Origin of the sequence: Listeria weihenstephanensis (assembly GCF_003534205.1) — a bacterium.
Classification (GTDB): Bacteria; Bacillota; Bacilli; order Lactobacillales; family Listeriaceae; genus Listeria_A; species Listeria_A weihenstephanensis.
Genome location: NZ_CP011102.1, coordinates 3,063,960 through 3,083,835, shown reverse-complemented (window position 1 = coordinate 3,083,835; position 19,876 = coordinate 3,063,960). Strand labels below are relative to the sequence as shown.

Sequence of the window (19,876 nt, the reverse complement as noted above, 5' to 3'; positions counted from 1 at the left end):
TTTTTATTATGTAGTCATAAATCTTTAACCTAAGCGCTAACTTACAGCCTATATCGTACATTCTTTAGACATATTTAAAATGATCGTATAAAGCAGTTTAATTCAATAGCATAGGTAAATAAAATCACATTCTAAATAAAAAAGGGATTTAAAGCCGTTATATCCAATATCAGCCATTTTTGCTATTGTGTAGCGAATTTCACTCTAATATAATTGGAAATAGATAGAAAAGTAGTAAAGAGGAGTGAAGGAATGAACAAAAATCACAAATGGCTGAAAATCACAATGTGCAGTTTAACACTGGCATTGGTAGTAGCGCCGCTTTCCGTTTTTGGAGAAGATAAGGAAGCGCTAACAGGAGAATTGCTAGAAACATCCGAATCTAAAAAAGTAAACGCAGAGAAGTTAACAACCCCCGACCCATCCGAAAAAAAATCTTTTAGAGAGTGGTTTCCTGCAGATTTCCGGCTTGCTCTTGCGGCTGCACAGGCACTAGATTCCTATACGTCATGGGATGTGAGTTATGAGAAATTATCGACTATCACTGGGTTGCGTATTTTGGCAGATAGTAATATAGATTTTGAAGGGATTGAGAATTTACCTAATTTGGAGTCAATTGATTTTAGTGGGAGTACAGGTATTACTGATCTGAGTTCTTTAGAGAAAATACCAGGGTTATACGGTTTGGATTTAGATGGCTGTGGGATAACTTCGCTCGATTTTTTGAAGTATCTTCCGAAATTAGAATATCTCGATATCAGAAATAATGCTATTCAAGATCTAAGCCTTTTAAAAGAAGTACCAGAACTAATTTTTTTGGATTTTCAAAATATCCAAACAACTGACTTCTCACCGATAGGAGATTTGACGAAATTAACATGGCTATTGGGTGACAAAAATCAAATAACAACGCTGGATTTTATGAAAGAATTATCGCAATTAGAGCATGTCACGCTGAATAAGAACAAGATTGAGGATGTAACACCATTGAAAGGTCTTGTGAAGTTGGATTATTTGCAGATGGAGGATAATCAGATACAGGACGTGACGCCTTTGAGTGGATTGCCGAAGTTACGAACTTTGGAGCTATTAAGGAATCAGATAACGGATATGATGCCCTTAGCGGCAGTGACATCACTGGAAAGACTAGAAGTAGGGATAAACCAGATTACATCTGTAGGCTCGCTAACAAGTCTCAATAAGCTGAAATACTTAGGTGTTGGTGCAAATAAACTCACTGATGCTAGTTTTGTCAATGTATTGCCAGATAATGTGGAAATATGGGTGCAGAATAATGAGATTACAAATATAAGTAATGTAGCACGATTTGAAGAACGGCAGAATCTGAATATACAAAGTCAATATATAACACTCCCTATGCAGTACTCGAACCAAGAGGGGATGCTGAAAGTTCATAATCCAATTATAGATGACAGGAACATGAGTGTAACCAATATCAAACCATGGTCTCACCCTAATGTTCCAAGTTATTATGATGCCATGAAGAATCAAGTGGTTTTTAATGAGTTAACGGGAGCAGAGAAAGTCGATTTCTCTTTTGTTGATAGCACGGAGCGCTTTTCAGGAACGGTATTTGTATCTTATACCTTTGTTTTGAATCAGACAGTTACTTTTGATTCCGATGAAGCATCATCACAAACACCAACTCAGAGTATATTTCCGGGAGAAAGTGTAGTAGAACCAACAAATCCGACAAAATTAGGGTATGATTTTTTAGGTTGGTTTGTGGGGGAAGGCGTTTCTTCACGATTATGGAATTTCGAACAAGATACGATGCCAAATGAATCACTAATTTTGCATTCAAACTGGAAGAAATCTGTTTATACAGTAACCTATGAAGGAAATGGAGCAGATGCGACGAGTAAATTACCTGAAGTAACCCCTTTCAGTATAGATAATTCACCCGTTTTGATTGCGCATGGAGAGGACATGCAACGAAAAGGATATACATTTATAGCTTGGAATACGGCGGCGGATGGTTCGGGAATCAGCTATTTGTCAGGAGAAAGTTATGATACTCTAGAGAATTTGGTGTTATATGCGACATGGGAGAAGGAAATACCAAGCATTATTGTGCCCCCAGTGAAGCCAATAAATCCAATAAAACCTCCATTTCCAGGACGTCCTGTGACTCCTATTGTACCGATTACAGTGAAACCAATAGAGGAGGATTCGGAAAAACCTAGTACGCCTAGTACAACAGCAGGTCCCGACATATCCAAATCATCAGGAAGCACGACAGTTAAATTACCATTTACAGGTGATAGTAGAAATTTATTTATGTGGTATTCAGGAGTATTCAGTGTCTTAGGTGCTACGGTATATCTAGTACGAAGAAAGAAAAATTAGGTGAGTTCAGCACAGTCGCTATGACGACTGTGCTCTCAAATAAAGTAGGAAGAAGAAATGAATGAGCAAAAAATAAGAGAATGAGATGGAGGAAGAAGAAATGGCAATTAAAGAAATGATTGAACTGATTAATCGTGACAACTACGTGGAAGGATATGCTACCGATAATCAACAATTATGGAATACGCGCATACAAGCGTTGGAAGCAACAGGAGAGGATATTCTTATCGAGGTATTACCAGGAACCTACTTTGTTAAAGGGTCACTTCGCCTCATTTCTAAAGCAACGATTCAAACGACAATGGATTCTAAGCTTAACCCGACTAAAGAAAAAGCAATATTTATTTTTGGCTTAGGTACAGATGGAGAAGCTGGATTTAGTAATTTACCAACGTCGGAAAATCCGAATTATCTCCATGATGTATGTATTCAAGATGTTAGATTTGAATTCATGATAAAAGCAGGAAATGAAGGTATCAGTTTGACCCTCGACTACACTAAACTCAATTTCCTAGCATCCCCATCACTACTAACCATCACTGGCCCATACGTAGGAAATTATACGCCATACAAAGGAATGCGAAACATCTCTATTCGTAACGTAGAAGTAGATGGAAAAAGCGTTGGGAAAAACGGCTTTAATTTTGGTGGAATTGAAAATTTACGTGTGATAGATTGTGATATAAAAAACATAGGTTATTTAAGCGGTATTTCGCTGGAATTTTGCCACGATGTTATTCTGGAGGGGAATCAGACTACCAATACAGGGCGTGCAGGCATCCAAATATACCGAGGTAACGAAAAAGTGAGTGTGATAAACAATAAAGTGACCGATTGGATGCAACGGTATGGCGTTTACCATTACTATTCTGTCAATGATCCTAAAAATAGCACGGAGATGTTCGACGGTGGTATAGATAGTTATGGACCAAATAACACAGAACTAGTTATTACAGGGAATCACGTTACGGCGGGCTGGGATGAGGTTGAACGTGTGAACAATGCTGTTCCGAAAGAAAATCCGTGTAATCCTAATATTATTGCATTACACGGGAATACAGCGGTTAATCCGGTAGATGTAAACACAAGGAAGAACAGGCCACTACCTACAACCCCTCACACCCTGTATCTACCCTACCGACTCAGCGGTGCCAGCAATGTTCGGTTACAAGGAAATACAGCGAAAGTTCGAAGTGTCCATATTTTTGGCTTCCTTTTCGCCGCACAGCGTGAAGTATCCAAGAATCCAACTGAGAAGGCTATTGGAGAAGTATCCGATGTAGTCGTGACAGAAAATATGCTCGAATTAGAAGGTGAAATTCGTCTTCCATTACGGACTATCACAGTGAAAAAGCGGAACAATGTGGAGCGTAATGATGATGGAACGAGTGTGACTCACACGCGAGGCATTGGTTTAGAAATTTTGGATAATGATTTCTATATGAAAGGGATTATAAACGGAAGTGGGCAAACTGGTGTGGTGAGCTCATTCACAACGAAACCACGCTTTATGACGATTCGATTAGGGGAAGAAAATGGGCGTACTGTTATGTCAGAAGAGGTCGTTTTGCATAATAATCGGATTTATCATCAGCCGTTGGAAGGTTATTACCCAGAGAAATGGGCGCAACCGGATTTGTTGCTTGTGGCGAGCCCTGAAAATATAGGAGATACCGTCATTAAGCATGTGGCGGTCAACAATAATAGATTAACTACGCACAAAAAAGAAACCGCTTTCGAAACTGTTTTGAATGAACGAATTGAGGTGCTGCATAAATCATTATTTGTAGAAAAAGTGGTTTACGATGATGTAACGCCAAGTCAAGATTATCAAAGTCAGTGTTTTCTACCCATTTGTACAGTCGAGTTACATAAGGGGAATGTGAAAATCGATGAAGCTAGCGTTAATAGTCAAGGCACCTTTCTTTTCTCAAATATCGCCACTAAACTGGTGGAGAGAACAGCAACATACTCTTTCATTGGGAAGGATATTCGTGGAAATCAAGTGGAACAAGTGGCGATTACGTTCCTTTCAGACGTATCTATCACAACGGATACGGATTATACAATTCACGATACGCAGATTACCGGGACATACGGTACTGAGATCTACGCCATCAAGCTACAAACAACTGGCATGACAAAAAATGCAACGCTGGATGGAACCGGTCGGTATGCGATCTCTGTGGAAGATATGATGATTAGCCCAGGCGATATTCTGGAACTGATTGCGATAGATCGCCAAGGTGTGGAACGATATCGATTACCCGTGCGTGTATTGGAGGCACCTCTCGATTATACATTGACAGGAAGCGATTATACATTAGGAACGGACCAGATTACGGGTACGTTTGGGCGAGACATCCGAGTGGTTTCTGCGGTGATTAGAAATATCGAGGTACCAGTCACAATTACAGGGATTAATACCTTCCAAGTCACGGGGCTTGCCGCCAAAAATATTCGCTGGGAAGATACGTTTATTCTTCGTGGAAAAGGTGTGGACGATGAAATATGTCAGGAGATAGAGATCCAATATCTAGATTATGGTATGACGGTCGTAACATATGTGATTGCCTATCCTGAACGCGCTTTAACAGGCACGCACGGTCATTCTATTGCAGGGGTATCATTATGGATAGATGGAAAAGAAATGCTTGATATACCTATGGATGGGAATGGTAACTACACCTTAAAAGATACAACAATACTTCTAACTAGTGTGTCTAAAGAGGTAGAAATCGTCGGGAGAAATGAGTGGGGGCAAGAGGCAAGTCGCATTCCAGTTATTATGAGTAGCCTCTTCCAAGTGACAGCGCAGGACTATACGATTGGAGAAACCGCTACGTTCGCTGGGACGTATAGTGATAGCGTGTTCAAAGTTCGTTTATGGGTGAATGGTGAGGTTGTCGAGCAAGCAGCGACAGATGGAAATGGAAATTATACCTTTGCAAAAGCATCGACTTTTATTAAAACGGTGAATGATATAGTGGAAATTGTGGGTGTAAACAAGGTTTATCAAGAACGGGTGCGGCTGTTAGTACGTGTGAATGCACCGAAAGATTACAGTTTAACGACTAGCTCTTTTGTAATTAATCAAAGCAAGATATTAACAGGAACTTTTGGTAAAGATATTCAAGGGGTACGTCTATGTGTGAATGGTGTGAACAAGACCAGTGCGACGCTTAGTACTGATGGAAGTTATCGTTTTGAGAATGCTGCGCAACATATAACGAACGCAACACTGAAAGTCGAAGTGCAGGGCGTGGATGGCGCGTTTGTCGAGCGAAAACGAATCCCTGTCGCGGTGACGGTATGGAAGGATTATGATTTGAAAGTAGAGACCTATCCTGTAGAATATCCGCAATTGTTGGGCACGTACGGTAAAGATATCGTAACAGTTCAATTGTGGGTCAACGGTGTGAATAAAGGACAGGCAACGAACATAGCGAATCAGGTTGGAAAATATAGTTTTATGGAGATGCGAAAATATGGTATTGCAACAGCGAGTAAAGTGGAAGTGAGAGGATTAGACGCAACGAAAAAAGTACAAGTTATAACCCCAGTTGTCGTCAAACCAGCCTTACAAGCGACATTAACCGCGCCAGCAAATTATAAATTAGGGACGAAAGAAATTGCAGGGGCGTGTGGGAAAGATATAGCTTATGTGCGTTTTTCAGTGAATGCTGTGGTCAAACAACAAGCGACGATTGATCGCGTAACGAATAAATATAAAGTGACCTATGCGAACAATTTCATTTCTGCGACGACTAATAAAGTGGAAATCATTGGTCTGGATAAGGCGTATGTGGAGATGCGTCGCGTATCAATACCTGTGATTAAATAAGCGTATAGCAATGTTATAATACCAAATAAAAATAGCAACTTGGATTTTTCAACATGAATCCAAGTTGCTATTTTTAATCCAATGCATCCAAAAGCAGCATCAATATAATAAAACACATACCTGCAATCAGCACGATTTTAAACGGAGAAATCTGCTTGTTGGCGGGTTTATCTGTTTTCGTTTCCACCTGAACCTGAGGTGGATCTGGTTGTGGCATCGATTTTTGAATAATGGGTTGTTGCACGCGCTTAGGAACCACAACAGCTTCCTGCACATATTGATCGATGATATCAGTAGGGTCTCCTAGCAAAGCAATGGCATCGACTTCCGAAATCCCGTTCTCCAAACTTACCGCGATGTGTTCGTCCAAATCTTTGATAATACTGGCACGCTCGTCTTCAGGGAGAGAACGCAGACCATGATGCAACGTTTCAAAAAAATCGGTTCTATTCATTTGGTTTGATCTCCTTTCGTAAAGCTGCGATACTTGCCGTGAATTCATCCCATTCTTGTAATGTCTCTTTCAAAAAAATCCGACCTTGATGCGTGATATGATAGTATTTCCGTTGTGGCCCAGTTGGTGATTCTACTGTATACGTCGCGCAATAACCATCTTTCACAAGCCGACGCAAAAGTGGATACAACGTACTTTCCGTGATAGGTATATGTTTTTTTATTTGTTGTGTTAAATCATAGCCATAAAAATCATCCGTCTGCAAAATGTAAAGCACACACATGTCTAGCGCACCTTTTCGAAACTGCGTAGTTACGCTCATATTCGGCCTCCAATAAATCATAATTTAGCTACTACAAGTATAACAGCAACACGCGAAAAATAAAACAGGCTCTGCGAAAATACACAGAGCCTGCTGAAAAAACTTTATTGAACGGTTTCTTTTGCGTTTTGTAGAACGAACGAGCCTTCATGTGTATCACGAACACCGTGTTCCTTGTCATAAATCACGGAACCGCGTAGTACCGTTGCCACGACTTGTGCGCCGATTGTGCGACCGATGTACGGGCTAACTTTATGACGGTACTCCAAGTCCTCAGCGGCAAGCGTGTACGGGGCATTTGGCTGAATCAATGCGAAATCGGCATCTTTGCCAATCGCGATATGTCCTTTATCCGCTAGTTTATAAAGATCCGCTGGGTTTGAGGCAATCAGTTTCGCGAATTGAGTCAATGCCATACCACGTTTTTGAACCGCTTCATCAAACATGATATCCACATTATTTTGCAATCCAGAAATCCCGCCCCAAGCTGTAAACGCATTGCCAATTTTCATATCTGGAGGGCAAGGCGAGTGATCCGAAGTTACGAAATCAATTTCACCCGCAAAAAGTTTCTCCCAAAGCCGATCTTGATTCGCTTTATCGCGTAACGGTGGGGCACATTTAGCTAGGCTACCAATCTCTTCAAACTGCTCCTCATCAATCGCGAAATAATGCGTACAAGATTCACATGTCACTTTCTGACCTTCATTACGTGCACGAGTTACTTCTTCGACGCCTTCTGGAGTACTCAAATGACAGATATGAATCTGACAACCAGCAACTTTAGCAAGATAGATGGCGCGCCGCACTGCTTCAACTTCTGTGAAAACAGGGCGTGATGCCACATAATCTTTCGCCGATGTTTTGCCTTCTGCTTGTGCCACTTTACCTAATTCATCGCAGATCAGCGCATTTTCAGCATGGATTGCTAAAATTTTGCCCATCTTCGCGATTTTTTGCATACCAACAAAGAATGAATAATCATCAACATTACGGAAATCATTATCGACACCATCAAAGCCACACGTTGCAAGGAAGCATTTATAAGCCGCGACGCCATCTTCGTTTAACTCATGAAGACGATCCAAGTTGTGTGGAACAAGGCCTCCAAAAAGCGCTACATCCACGCTAAGTTTCCCTTTTGCAGCATCAAATTTAAGATTTAGAGATTCACGATCAATTGTTGCCGGTAGTTGATTGAGCGGCATCTCGATGAATGACGTTACGCCACCTTTTGCAGCAGCTTTTGTCCCTGTTTCATAGCCTTCCCATTCTGTACGACCTGGCTCAGAAATATGCACATGCGCATCAACCATACCAGGAGAAACCACCAAACCGCTAGCATCGATGACCTTCTTCGCCTCGCCTAGATCAGCGCCGATTGCCACGATTTTTCCATTCATTACCGCCACATCTGTCACTACCGCTTCTGTGTCCAAAATCACTGTACCATTTTTGATAATTAAATCATAACTCATTTCCTTCAACTCCTATTTTTTTAATCGTAACTTCTGGTATTTCATCATAGAACGATGGATTTTTCTTGCGATGTAGCGTGGCAAATAGAGCATACGCGCCAAAAGCTACGATCACACCGACGAACCATGAAAGTCTGGAAACTGGCTCCAAGACAGGGATAAACTTACCGCTCAGCGATATAACCACGGCAACAATCGTTACAACAAACGCTAGCGAATTAAAACCATTTTTGTAATAAGAAAAGTGGCCTGGCTCCGTGTAGAGGCTATCCAGATTGATCTGACGCTTCATAATAATGAAATAATGCGCCAACATTACGCCGATAACAGGGCCAAGAATACCACCGATAATATCAAGAAATAAATAAATACTTGCCTGATTCTCCATCAATTTCCACGGACAAATCAGGACACTAATAATACTCGCAATCATAACACCGTGCTTATACGTCAACTTCTTCGGAAAAATCGCAGCAATCTGATATCCCGCTGGAATAATATTTCCCGTCGCATTCGTTGAAATCGTCGTCATCAGAATAACCAAGACGGCGAAAATCGATGCAAACAAGCTATCCCATTTTTGCACAATATCGAGTACATTCCAAGTTTCCGTACCATAATGAATACTCGCGCCCGCTAAAATACAAACACTAGCCAAAGCGAATAAAATATACGCTACCACAAGCCCGAACGTTTGCCCAGATGCTTGCGCTTTAAAACTTTTAGCATTTTGCGTAAAATCGGAAGCACTAACAGCCGGCGCCGCCCAAACCGCAACAACGGCGTTAATCACCACGAGGAATAGGAAAATCGAGTTTCCACCAGTTTGCACATTAGAGGGAACATAGCTGACGATATTGCCGAAACCAGCTAAATAAATCGCCCAAATCGCCATGCCGCCAAAGACGATGTAAATACAAGGATTCAAAATCGCGGTAAATTTATTCAAAACGCCGCCACCACCAAATCCAATCGCCACATTCACTGCCCAGAAAATGAGAAAGGCGATCAAACCAGGGACGGTGATTCCTAAAATATTAATCCCGCTACCAATCTCCAAAAAGCCAGGCCAAATTTTACCGATTAAAATCAGAAAGGCGAGCGAACCTGCGTAACATTGTAAGCCGAACCACATAATCGCTGCCACACATCCCCGCAAAATACCAGGGAAAAGCGCACCACGAACCCCATAAGAAGCCCGTAAAATCATCGCGAAAGGAACGCCGTATTTCGAACCAGCCGAACCATTCAAGACCATGACCGCTGCAATAATAAATGCGCTTACAATAATCGCCGCCATAATGCTAACCGTGGACAATCCGAGGATCAGAAACCCTCCAACCGCCACATAGTTAGGAACGTTATGTACAGAACCCATCCACAATGTGAAATAGTTAAACGTACCCCATGTTCGTTTGTTCTCTGTTTTTGGCAATAAATCATCGCTATAACCACGAGACCTATACTTCTCTAGCTGTGAATCACTCACTTGAACCATAATTATCCTCCTTTATCGTAATTTCTAAGCTTAAAATAAGCGAATAACCTTGAAAAGAAAGCGCTTTAAATATATTCTTGAGACAAATCGTGTCAGCTCTGTGTTCTAAATATAGCATGCTCCGAAATCAATTACCTTAGGCGTTTCATCTAAACTTTAGAAATTGTTTGTTCGTTTTAGACAAAGTGAAGCAACGCACATAAAAAAGGCGATAACACTAGGGTAATCTAAGAAAAAATGCTAAAATGAAAGGGTAGTAAAACTTGTTCGAAGTAAGGAGCATGATAACCGTGGCTAATTATATTAATGAAAAGCGTCGTCAAATAGATTTTGATCCGTATACATTGCCCATCATTGCCCTACCAGAAGTGATCGCAACCTCGTTTGATCCGATTGGGAAAACACCGATTATGATTCGCATTGCCGATAAAGATAAAGCGTTTGCACCTCTAAAAGATCCCGGTAAATATCAAGGCGTTTTAGAAGTGAATTTCAATGATATCAATGAAGAAGACGATTATTGGGGACTGAGTAAAAAAGAATCCGATGACATGATCCTGTTTAACAAAAAGCACGCCGAAATTATTCATGATTTTGTGGACCAATTTGATGATATCAGCCAAATCGTCGTACATTGTAATGCAGGCGTCAGTCGAAGTAGTGCTGTAGCGATGCAACTCGCTGAATATACCAATGATCCAGATACATACACCAAGCTGCGGGAAATCAAGCGTTACCTGCCAAATACCCGCGTGTTGGCTATTATGCGCGGCGAAGAGTTTTAACACATTTTTTAGCAAAAGTAGCGCCACAACCTTGCCCGTCATGTTATAATGTAGAGAAATGATTGGAGGGGTTTTTCGTGGGACGACAAGCAGATCTATTATCGATGCAACCGATCGCTATGCAATTATTCATAAAAAGCATTCAAATGGACCGCTTGGCACATGGTTATTTACTAGAAGGCGCGCGTGGAACTGGTAAGAAGCGCACTGCTAAATGGCTTGCTCAGACCCGCTTTTGCTTAGAAAAAAGTGATGATGAAATGGCTTGCGGAACTTGTAATAACTGCCTGCGAATCGATAGCGATAACCACCCCGATGTTCATTGGCTAGAACCAGATGGCAACAGTATCAAAATTGATCAAGTACGAGAATTAAAGCAGGAACTTTCTAAGCGTGGTATGGAGTCAGATCGTAAAGTTCTGATTATCGATAGCGCAGACAAGATGACGGTTCAATCTGCCAATTCTTTGCTTAAATTTATAGAAGAACCAGATGGCGGGATGTTGATTCTTTTTCTGACCGCAAATCCACAGCAAATTTTGCCGACAATTCAGTCTAGACTTCAACCAGTGAGCTTCCGAGCTTTGCCGTTTGAAGCATTTGTAGTAGACTTAGTTGCGCAAGGAATTTTAGAACAAAAAGCACGTGTGTTGGCAAGTCTCGCTGGAAATGCCGAACAAGCACTTGCATGGAATGAAGACGAGTGGTTTGCCGAGGCGCGCAACGTGACAATCAAGCTATACGAAGGGTTACACCACCAAGGCGTCGATCCGATTTTACTAATTCACGAGTCGTGGATGCCGATATTTAAAGATAAAACACAGTTGCACTTAGGCTTAGAAATGTTGCTACTCCTATATCGCGATCGCCTGCACTTATCACTAAATGATGAGTACCAACCGATCTGCATGGAGCAAGAAGCGATGTTAAAACAAGGAATATTACGCAAGTCACTAACCGACACGACTGCTGAAATGGAAATCATATTAGAAGCAAAGCGCAAACTCGATTCCAATATGAACACCCAGTTATTAATGGAGCAACTCGTACTCAAAATTCAAGGGAGGTAGTCCAATTGCCAAAAGTTGTAGGCGTCCGTTTCAAGGAAGCCGGTAAAATATATTATTTTTCGCCCGAGAAACTCAAGATTATAGAGGGACAAGGCGTTATCGTCGAAAATGCACAGGGAATAGAGTTTGGGAAAGCTGTTATTGGACCACGAGAAGTCGATGATGAAGACGTTGTTATGCCTTTAAAACGAGTATTACGCGTTGCAACCGACGCTGATTATAAATGTGTCGCAGAAAATGCAGCTTCCTGTGAGCGAGCGTTTTTACTATGCGATGAGAAGATTCACGAACACAAAATCGAGATGAATCTGGTAGACGTTGATTATACATTTGATCGCAATAAAATTATTTTCTATTTCACCGCAGAAGGTCGCGTCGATTTTCGTGAACTAGTGAAGGATTTAGCAGCTATTTTCCGTACGCGGATCGAATTACGCCAAATCGGAGTACGTGATGAAGCGAAATTGCTAGGTGGAATTGGTCCATGTGGCCGTATGCTCTGCTGTTCCACGTTTTTAGGTGATTTTGAACCAGTTTCCATCAAGATGGCAAAAGATCAGAACCTATCGCTTAATCCGACGAAGATTTCCGGACTTTGCGGTCGTTTAATGTGTTGTTTGAAATATGAGAATGATGAATATGAAACGGCGAAAAAAGAGATGCCTGATGTTGGTCAACACGTTGTCACCCCTGATGGTAAAGCACGCGTTGTAGGCATCAACTTACTCGGCCGAATTATGCAAGTTAGATTACCAGATCAAGACGCGGTCATTGAATATGCATTAGAAGAATTACGTCCATTTAATGCCTTTTCAAAAGAACCGGCGAAGTCTTGAGGTGAAAACTATGGACAAAAAAGCACTTTTTGATTCCGTCAGTAATATGGAAGAGCAGATTGGCGAGTTATACCAACAACTTGGTGATTTGAAGCAGAACCTAGGCGACATGCTAGAAGAAAATAACCGCCTGAATTTAGAAAATGAGCATTTGCGTCGTCGGTTAGAAGAGCTTGATGGAAAGCAACACGTCAGCCAGATTCCAGCTGAGAAAGCGCTGGGAGCTATGGCACCGGCCCGAAAAGAAGCGATGCGTCAAATGATCGAAGTCGGAGAAGGTTATGATAATCTAGTCAAACTGTATAAAGAAGGTTTCCATATTTGTAACGTGCATTTTGGAAGCCCGCGCGGAAACGATGAAGATTGCCTTTTCTGCATGTCGTTATTAAATAAGAAGTAAAACGCGGCTTTCTCTTCTACAAGAGAGGGCCTTTTTTTAAGGAGAGATTTTTATGTTAGTCGGAGACGAGAGGTTAGATCATTTATTAGCGGAGAATTTGCGGATTATCCAAAGCCCAACGGTGTTTTCCTTTTCGTTAGATGCAGTTTTGCTCGCTAGATTCAGCTATATTCCATACCAAAAAGGGCGTGTCATCGATCTGTGTAGCGGTAACGGCATTATTCCGCTTTTGATTAGTCCGCGAACAAAAGTACCAATCATCGGTGTCGAGATTCAAGAACGACTTGCAGATATGGCACGACGCAGCGTTTCGTACAACGAGCTTACAGATCAGATTGAAATTATGCAACAAGATTTGCGCGATATTGTGCCGATACTTGGAAAAGGAAAAAACAGCTTTGTCACCTGCAACCCGCCCTATTTTGCGCTAGAATCGACCAGTATTAAAAATGAAAATGAGCACTTGCGAATCGCGCGTCATGAGGTCCATTGCACATTGCGCGATACGATTCAAGTCGCAGCAGATTTGCTCAAACAAGGCGGAAAGGCGAGCTTTGTTCACCGTCCAGAACGTTTACTTGAAATTATTGATATCATGCGTGAATACGGCCTTGAACCAAAACGAATCCAATTTGTGCATCCGCGTGTCGAACGAGAAGCAAACACGATTTTGATTGAAGGAATAAAAGGTGCGAAACCAGGCGTGAAATACTTACCGCCAATCATTGTACACGACGCGGTTGGCGAATACACAGCCCAAGTGAGGGAGTTACTTTATGGCAAAGAGTGAAACGCATTATTTTTATGTATTAGAGTGCAAAGATGGCTCCTATTATGGCGGTTACACAACAGATGTTACGCGCCGGGAAGCCGAACATAACGCTGGAATCCGCTGTAAATATACACGAAATAGGCGTCCAGTCCGAGTGATCCATTCCGAATGTTTCGAAACCAGATCCGAGGCGACCAAAGCCGAATCAGCCTTTAAAAAATTAGTACGCAAAGAAAAAGATACCTACCTAGAAAAAAATAAGGAGTGAAATACCATATGAAAAGCCAGAAAAGTTTTGCCGAAACAATTGATGCAAAAGGGATCCTATACTTAGTTCCAACACCGATCGGTAATCTAGAAGACATCACGATGCGAGCAGTTCGGATTTTGAAAGAAGTGGATTTAATCGCAGCGGAAGACACGCGGAACACGATCAAGCTACTAAATCATTTCGAGATACATACAAAAATGGTGAGCTATCACGAACATAATAAAATCAACCGCCAAGACGAGCTCATCGAAAAATTACAGTCAGGAACAACGATCGCCGTCGTGAGTGACGCAGGAATGCCCTCGATATCCGATCCAGGCTACGAACTAGTCGGCGCGGCAATTGAAGCCGGAATCACCGTCGTGCCACTACCAGGCGCAAACGCAGCCCTAACAGCCCTGATCGCGTCCGGCCTTGCGCCACAACCATTTTATTTTTACGGTTTTCTCCCAAGAGGCAATAAAGACCGCGAGACGGCTCTAAACGCGCTAAATCGTCATGAAGAAACGTGGATCATTTACGAATCCCCACACCGCTTAAAAGAGGTTCTAAAAGCGATGAACAAAGTACTCGGAAGCACCCGCAAAATTGTATTATGCCGTGAGCTAACGAAGAAATACGAAGAGTTTTTGCGAGGAACGGTGGAAGAAGCACTAGAATGGGCGAAAGAAACCGAAATTCGCGGTGAATTTTGCGTTATTGTCGAAGGAAATCAAGAAGCTCCAAGCGAAGACGAAGAAGTTTGGTGGGCGACAATGCCAATCAAAGAGCACGTCGAAAAAGTGATGGATGAAGAATCCGTGTCATCCAAAGAAGCCATCAAGCAAGTCATGAAAACCCGTCAACTACCAAAACGCGAAGTTTACCAAGCATATCACGAACTATAATGAAAAAGACTCGTCATCGCGCGGGTCTTTTTTTGTGAAAAAATGTCTATCCTTGCTATAATAATAGTAGTAGAAAAAGGAGGAATCCCAAATGACGAAACTACCCAATATCGGTAAGCCAGCAACAAACGCGTTGCAACTTCTAGACATAAATACGCTCGAACAAGTAGTCGAATACGACGAAAAAACGCTGCTAAAACTGCACGGCGTTGGACCAAAAGCGATTCGGATTTTAAAGGAAGCCTTGTCGGAGAATGGTTTAACATTTACAGGAAATCCAACAAAAAGCGCCTCATCAGGAGTGGGATTCGCGGTATTCTGTGATTTCGACTGCGACAACGCACCAAAAAAACGCATTATCCGAGACTATCTTGTAGCGTCCGCATCAGGTGACAGAGCCGCACTCGAAAGCGTATTAGAAGAGTCGTTCGTGTGGACAGTACCCGGCGAATTCGAAATCAAGGGCCGCGATAAATTCATCGCAGAACTAGTGGCAAACCTCCAAGCAGTCAGCATACTCGAAGTCCAGTCGCTCCTAAGCCACGGCAAAGAAGGCTCCGCCCACGGAACCGTCACAAATAAAAAAGGCAAACACGTCTACTTCTCCGACATCTTCACCTTCCAAAGCAACAAACCAGACGCCAAAATCTCAAAATTAACCTCATTCGTGGTGATAGAAAACTAAACTAAGATTTATTAAGTCTTTAAGTCTTTAAGTCTTTAAGTCTTTAAGTCTTTAAGTCTTTAAGTCTTTAAGTCTTTAAGTCTTTAAGTCTTTAAGTCTTTAAGTCTTTAAGTCTTTAAGTCTTTAGATTTTTATTCTTTATTCTTTATTCTTTATTCTTTTTGCGTATCATCTACATTCTGCTTTAAATAAATCGAGCGAAAGCGTTTGCATTCCATCCATTCGGTGGGACCCGGAAGCGGAGCGTACTCGTGTACGTGATGACTGAAAACAGGGAGGGGGTAGTTTCCCCGACCATGTAAGAAGTTATGCGAAGCGTAGCGTAGAAGAACTGGAAGTCCGCCGAATAATAATGGATTACATGCTCGCTTCACTCTCATGCATATTGAGATTGTAACTCATTTCATTTCGAACAGTCACAACAATGCGAACGCTTGCCGCCGATTTACCCATAAGTAGGCTCAAGCCAACAAAGGATTAACAACTCACTACGTTCGCTCTTATATTTGGGTTCTAACTCAGCAAAGTACGCTTCGTAAGAACCCAAACAAAAAAGCATCCTATTTGAGGCTAGCACGCTTTCAAATAGGATACTTTCTTTAGTTGTAGTCTTAGATATCATCGCCGAATTGACGACGGATGTCAGCTACTAATTTCTCAGCTCCATCACGGCTAAGTGTTAATTTACCGTCAACAACTTGCTTGTTTTGATCGGAAAATTCACCAGTGATGTCACAAAGGTTGCTAGCTGTATATTTCTTTAGGATAATTTCATCTTCATTGATGTAAATTTCTAAAGCATCTTTAACAGCAACGCCTAGGTTACGACGAATTTCAACTGGGATTACGATACGTCCTAGTTCGTCAATTTTTCTTACCATACCTGTAGATTTCATATTCTTACCTCCTAACTCTTTGGTCTATTATCTATAATACCAAGAATTTCCTAAAAAAGCTAGATGAAAATATCAATAAATACAAAAAAAATGATTATTGTTCTGAAAAAAGGGTATAAACCTAGTTGGGACGCTATTTATAAAGAAAAAGTTGCGCAATTACAAATATTGTTTTTAAGGGCAGTTGTAGCGCATATGGATTCGAAAGGAGTTTTTTGGATGGAAATATTAATTGCACTCATTCCAGCAGTGATGTGGGGGATCATGCCACTCGTTGTTTCAAAAATCGGAGGAAAACCACATCAACAAACGCTTGGCGTAACATTTGGTGCGCTGATCTTTGCAATAGGGATGTATTTTTATTCTACACCTGCGTTTACTATGACTATATTATTAGTTAGTTTCGTCTCAGGTGTTTTCTGGACAGTGGGACAACTGAATCAATTCAAAGCATTCACACATATCGGCGTTTCGAAAGCAATGCCGCTATCAACTGGGATGCAACTCGTAGGAACCTCACTATTCGGAGTTTTCGTTTTCCAAGAATGGGGAACAACCGCAAAATTAGTATTAGGTTTTTCAGCGCTCGCCTTTATCATTGTGGGTATTTCGCTGACATCCTATCAACAACATAAATCGCAAAATAGCAATATGAAGCAAGGAATGTTCGCGCTTATTATCTCATCACTTGGTTACGTGGCTTACGTCGTTATTTTAAAAGCCTTCGATATCAGCGGTTGGGAAGCGATCTTGCCGCAAGCTGTGGGTATGGTCGTTGCAGCGCTCGTGTTCTCACTTAAAGAGCGTCACGATTACTTCACAAGAGAAACATGGCTCAGCGTTATTCCAGGCGTCATTTGGAGTATTGGTAACTTAGCCTTACTTATTTCCAACACGGTCATCGGTGTAGCAATCAGTTTCTCGCTATCACAAATGGGTGTTGTCATCTCGACACTAGGCGGCATTTTACTCCTAGGCGAGAAAAAGACTAAACGGGAACTTATTCTCGTAATTATCGGTATTATTTTAGTCAGCGCCGGTGGATTTATGATTGGATTTACGAAATAAAATAGAAACGAGCAGAATCTACACAGGTTCTGCTTATTTTTTTATCTTTTTAAGGCTGGCGGTGTTTCGTTTTAGATAGAAAATGATATAATAGAAGGTAATTGCGAATTTAACAACGTAAAAATTTCGGCGGAAGAATGGGAGAGGATTAGATTGCCAAAAGAGAATAATACATTTTATATTACAACTCCGATTTATTATCCAAGTGGGAAAGCGCATATTGGACACGCATATACAACAGTTGCTGGAGATGCGATGGCGAGATACAAGCGCCTGCGCGGGTTTGATGTCTTTTATTTAACAGGAACAGATGAGCACGGTCAAAAAATACAGCAAAAAGCAGAAGAACAAAAGATCTCTCCGCAAAGCTATGTAGATGATATCGCAGCTGGATTCCAAGATTTATGGAAAAAACTTGAGATTACAAATACCGATTTCATTCGGACAACAGAACCACGTCATAAAGATGGCGTCGCGACTATTTTTCAACAATTGCTCGATCAAGGTGATATTTACCTCGGTCAATACGAAGGTTGGTATTCCGTTTCTGATGAAGAATATTTTACGGAAACGCAATTAGAAGAAGTATATCGTGATGAAAATGGGAAAGTAATTGGCGGGAAAGCACCAAGTGGCAATGAAGTAGAACTTGTGAAAGAAGAATCGTATTTCTTCCGGATGAGTAAATACGCCGATCGTTTACTTGCGTACTACAACGATAACCCAGAATTCATCCTACCAGAATCACGAAAAAATGAAATGATCAATAATTTCATCAAGCCAGGTCTAGAAGATTTAGCCGTTTCAAGAACTACTTTTGACTGGGGTATTAAAGTTCCAGGAGATGCGAAACATGTTGTGTACGTGTGGATTGACGCGCTTTCTAACTACATAACGGCGCTTGGTTATGGCTCTGATGATACGAGTAAGTTTAACAAATATTGGCCTGCAGATGTGCACATTATCGGAAAAGAAATCGTCCGTTTCCACACGATTTATTGGCCAATTATCTTGATGGCGCTAGATTTACCATTACCGAAGAAAATTTTTGGACACGGTTGGATTTTAATGAAAGACGGCAAAATGTCCAAATCTAAAGGGAATGTTGTAGACCCGTATATGCTTATCGATCGCTACGGCCTGGATGCATTACGTTACTATTTATTGCGCGAAGTACCATTCGGCTCAGACGGCTTATTCACGCCAGAAGATTTCGTAGATCGCGTCAATTATGATCTGGCAAATGATCTAGGAAACCTATTAAATCGTACCGTTGCGATGATAAATAAATATTTTGATGGCGAAATTCCAGCTTACGAAGGCAATGTAACGCCTTTTGATGGCGAACTAGAAACTTTTAAAGACAACGTACTAAAAGAATACGAAACCAATATGGAAACAATGCAATTCTCCGTTGTCCTCTCGAATTTGTGGACATTTGTGAGTCGCACGAATAAATACATCGATGAAACCGCGCCATGGGTACTTGCGAAAGACGAAGAAAAACGCGGCGAATTAGCAAGTGTTATGACACATTTAGCTGAAAACCTACGAATCATTGCCGTTATGCTGCAACCGTTCTTGACGCAATCTCCAGAAAGCATCTTTGCACAGCTAGGCATTACAGATGATTCACTAAAAGACTGGGCATCCATTACAGGCTACGGCAAAATTCCAGCAGGAACAAAAGTTGTAGCGAAAGGAACACCAATCTTCCCGCGTTTAGATGCAGAAGAAGAAGTAACGTATATTCAAGAACAAATGAAATCGACAGTTGCCCCTGCTCCCGAACCAGAACCAACCGTCGTAGCACTGGAAACACCAGAAATCGGCATCGAGGACTTTGACAAAGTGGATCTTCGCGTCGGTGAAGTAAAACAAGTCGAGAAAGTCAAAAAAGCCGATAAACTGCTCTGCTTCCAATTGGATCTAGGAGAAGGCAAACTGCGCCAAGTACTGTCTGGTATTGCTGAATTCTATGAACCAGAAGATTTAATCGGCAAAAAAGTTATTGTCGTTTCGAACTTGAAACCAGTGAAATTACGCGGTTTAATGAGCGAAGGCATGATCCTATCCGGTGAAAAAGATGGTAAACTACAAGTAATCGAAGCAAGCAGCGCCTTACCAAATGGTGCAAAAGTAAAATAATAGATAGTTACAAGATGAGGCGGTTTTTATAACGGTCTCATTTTTGTAGAAAGCGCCAAAAATCAAGTTTCTTCTATAGTATAAGTAACTCC

The 19,876-nt window shown here is 41.4% G+C and carries 17 protein-coding genes; 12 read left to right on the top strand and 5 right to left on the bottom strand.

The annotated features are described in order from the left end of the window. Positions 1-252: 252 nt before the first annotated feature. Together UE46_RS14830 and UE46_RS14825 are read left to right on the top strand one after the other, a co-directional pair. Entirely contained in the window at positions 253-2,370 is a 2,118-nt protein-coding gene (locus UE46_RS14830; protein ID WP_118907735.1) for a leucine-rich repeat domain-containing protein, read from the top strand. 100 nt (positions 2,371-2,470) lie between these two features. After that, positions 2,471-6,214 (top strand): right-handed parallel beta-helix repeat-containing protein, encoded by a 3,744-nt coding sequence (locus UE46_RS14825; protein ID WP_036060657.1) that lies wholly within the window; start codon positions 2,471-2,473, stop codon positions 6,212-6,214. 73 nt (positions 6,215-6,287) lie between these two features. Here the strand turns inward: UE46_RS14825 and UE46_RS14820 are convergent, their stop codons facing one another. From UE46_RS14820 to UE46_RS14805, 4 genes are all read right to left on the bottom strand, one after another. After that, positions 6,288-6,668, bottom strand: coding sequence for a DUF1700 domain-containing protein (locus UE46_RS14820; protein WP_036060656.1), 381 nt, complete (start codon positions 6,666-6,668; stop codon positions 6,288-6,290). Further along, a complete protein-coding gene (locus tag UE46_RS14815; RefSeq protein ID WP_036060655.1) occupies positions 6,661-6,990 on the bottom strand; it encodes a PadR family transcriptional regulator in 330 nt (109 codons plus the stop codon). Before UE46_RS14815 ends, UE46_RS14820 begins: the two co-directional genes overlap by 8 nt. 104 nt (positions 6,991-7,094) lie before the next feature. Then, entirely contained in the window at positions 7,095-8,468 is a 1,374-nt protein-coding gene (gene allB, locus UE46_RS14810; protein ID WP_036060654.1) for an allantoinase AllB, read from the bottom strand. Beyond that, positions 8,458-9,966: an allantoin transporter gene (locus UE46_RS14805; protein ID WP_077912503.1), complete on the bottom strand. Its 1,509-nt coding sequence runs from the start codon at positions 9,964-9,966 to the stop codon at positions 8,458-8,460. The genes allB and UE46_RS14805 overlap by 11 nt, the downstream gene beginning before the upstream one ends. A gap of 290 nt (positions 9,967-10,256) precedes the next feature. Here UE46_RS14805 and UE46_RS14800 point away from each other — a divergent pair, with 290 nt between their 5' ends. The 8 genes from UE46_RS14800 (at position 10,257) to UE46_RS14765 (ending at position 15,672) form a co-directional block, all read left to right on the top strand. Further along, positions 10,257-10,751: a dual specificity protein phosphatase family protein gene (locus UE46_RS14800; RefSeq protein WP_036060653.1), complete on the top strand. Its 495-nt coding sequence runs from the start codon at positions 10,257-10,259 to the stop codon at positions 10,749-10,751. A gap of 77 nt (positions 10,752-10,828) precedes the next feature. Beyond that, complete coding sequence (gene holB / locus UE46_RS14795; RefSeq protein ID WP_036060651.1) at positions 10,829-11,821, top strand: DNA polymerase III subunit delta'; 993 nt, start codon at positions 10,829-10,831, stop codon at positions 11,819-11,821. 5 nt (positions 11,822-11,826) lie between these two features. Next, on the top strand, positions 11,827-12,657 hold the full coding sequence (locus UE46_RS14790) for a PSP1 domain-containing protein (RefSeq protein ID WP_036060649.1): 831 nt from the start codon (positions 11,827-11,829) through the stop codon (positions 12,655-12,657). Between the two features lie 10 nt (positions 12,658-12,667). Next, the gene (yabA, locus tag UE46_RS14785) at positions 12,668-13,057 is read left to right on the top strand and encodes a DNA replication initiation control protein YabA (protein WP_036060647.1); all 390 of its coding nucleotides are present in this window, start codon (positions 12,668-12,670) and stop codon (positions 13,055-13,057) included. Positions 13,058-13,109: 52 nt separating this feature from the next. Next, positions 13,110-13,847: a tRNA1(Val) (adenine(37)-N6)-methyltransferase gene (locus UE46_RS14780; protein ID WP_036060645.1), complete on the top strand. Its 738-nt coding sequence runs from the start codon at positions 13,110-13,112 to the stop codon at positions 13,845-13,847. After that, positions 13,834-14,097: a GIY-YIG nuclease family protein gene (locus UE46_RS14775; RefSeq protein ID WP_036060644.1), complete on the top strand. Its 264-nt coding sequence runs from the start codon at positions 13,834-13,836 to the stop codon at positions 14,095-14,097. Before UE46_RS14780 ends, UE46_RS14775 begins: the two co-directional genes overlap by 14 nt. Positions 14,098-14,105: 8 nt before the next feature. Then, positions 14,106-14,987 carry a 16S rRNA (cytidine(1402)-2'-O)-methyltransferase gene (gene rsmI, locus UE46_RS14770; RefSeq protein ID WP_036060642.1) on the top strand — a complete coding sequence of 294 codons (882 nt, stop codon included), beginning with the start codon at positions 14,106-14,108 and terminating at the stop codon, positions 14,985-14,987. A 91-nt stretch (positions 14,988-15,078) separates the two neighbouring features. After that, positions 15,079-15,672: a nuclear transport factor 2 family protein gene (locus UE46_RS14765; protein ID WP_036060640.1), complete on the top strand. Its 594-nt coding sequence runs from the start codon at positions 15,079-15,081 to the stop codon at positions 15,670-15,672. A 611-nt stretch (positions 15,673-16,283) separates the two neighbouring features. Here UE46_RS14765 and UE46_RS14760 read toward each other — a convergent pair. Continuing rightward, positions 16,284-16,568, bottom strand: coding sequence for an AbrB/MazE/SpoVT family DNA-binding domain-containing protein (locus UE46_RS14760; protein ID WP_036060638.1), 285 nt, complete (start codon positions 16,566-16,568; stop codon positions 16,284-16,286). Between the two features lie 219 nt (positions 16,569-16,787). Here UE46_RS14760 and UE46_RS14755 point away from each other — a divergent pair, with 219 nt between their 5' ends. Together UE46_RS14755 and metG are read left to right on the top strand one after the other, a co-directional pair. Beyond that, positions 16,788-17,636 carry a GRP family sugar transporter gene (locus UE46_RS14755; RefSeq protein ID WP_036060755.1) on the top strand — a complete coding sequence of 283 codons (849 nt, stop codon included), beginning with the start codon at positions 16,788-16,790 and terminating at the stop codon, positions 17,634-17,636. Positions 17,637-17,789: 153 nt separating this feature from the next. Next, positions 17,790-19,784 (top strand): methionine--tRNA ligase, encoded by a 1,995-nt coding sequence (gene metG, locus UE46_RS14750; protein WP_118907734.1) that lies wholly within the window; start codon positions 17,790-17,792, stop codon positions 19,782-19,784. Positions 19,785-19,876 lie beyond the last annotated feature (92 nt).

Bases quoted from the DNA above. Each gene is read 5' to 3' on its own strand.
- UE46_RS14830 (WP_118907735.1), top strand. From the start codon at position 253: ATGAACAAAAATCACAAATGGCTGAAAATCACAATGTGCAGTTTAACA.
- UE46_RS14825 (WP_036060657.1), top strand. From the start codon at position 2,471: ATGGCAATTAAAGAAATGATTGAACTGATTAATCGTGACAACTACGTG.
- UE46_RS14820 (WP_036060656.1), bottom strand. From the start codon at position 6,668: ATGAATAGAACCGATTTTTTTGAAACGTTGCATCATGGTCTGCGTTCT.
- UE46_RS14815 (WP_036060655.1), bottom strand. From the start codon at position 6,990: ATGAGCGTAACTACGCAGTTTCGAAAAGGTGCGCTAGACATGTGTGTG.
- allB (WP_036060654.1), bottom strand. From the start codon at position 8,468: ATGAGTTATGATTTAATTATCAAAAATGGTACAGTGATTTTGGACACA.
- UE46_RS14805 (WP_077912503.1), bottom strand. From the start codon at position 9,966: ATGGTTCAAGTGAGTGATTCACAGCTAGAGAAGTATAGGTCTCGTGGT.
- yabA (WP_036060647.1), top strand. From the start codon at position 12,668: ATGGACAAAAAAGCACTTTTTGATTCCGTCAGTAATATGGAAGAGCAG.
- UE46_RS14780 (WP_036060645.1), top strand. From the start codon at position 13,110: ATGTTAGTCGGAGACGAGAGGTTAGATCATTTATTAGCGGAGAATTTG.
- UE46_RS14775 (WP_036060644.1), top strand. From the start codon at position 13,834: ATGGCAAAGAGTGAAACGCATTATTTTTATGTATTAGAGTGCAAAGAT.
- rsmI (WP_036060642.1), top strand. From the start codon at position 14,106: ATGAAAAGCCAGAAAAGTTTTGCCGAAACAATTGATGCAAAAGGGATC.
- UE46_RS14765 (WP_036060640.1), top strand. From the start codon at position 15,079: ATGACGAAACTACCCAATATCGGTAAGCCAGCAACAAACGCGTTGCAA.
- UE46_RS14760 (WP_036060638.1), bottom strand. From the start codon at position 16,568: ATGAAATCTACAGGTATGGTAAGAAAAATTGACGAACTAGGACGTATC.
- UE46_RS14755 (WP_036060755.1), top strand. From the start codon at position 16,788: ATGGAAATATTAATTGCACTCATTCCAGCAGTGATGTGGGGGATCATG.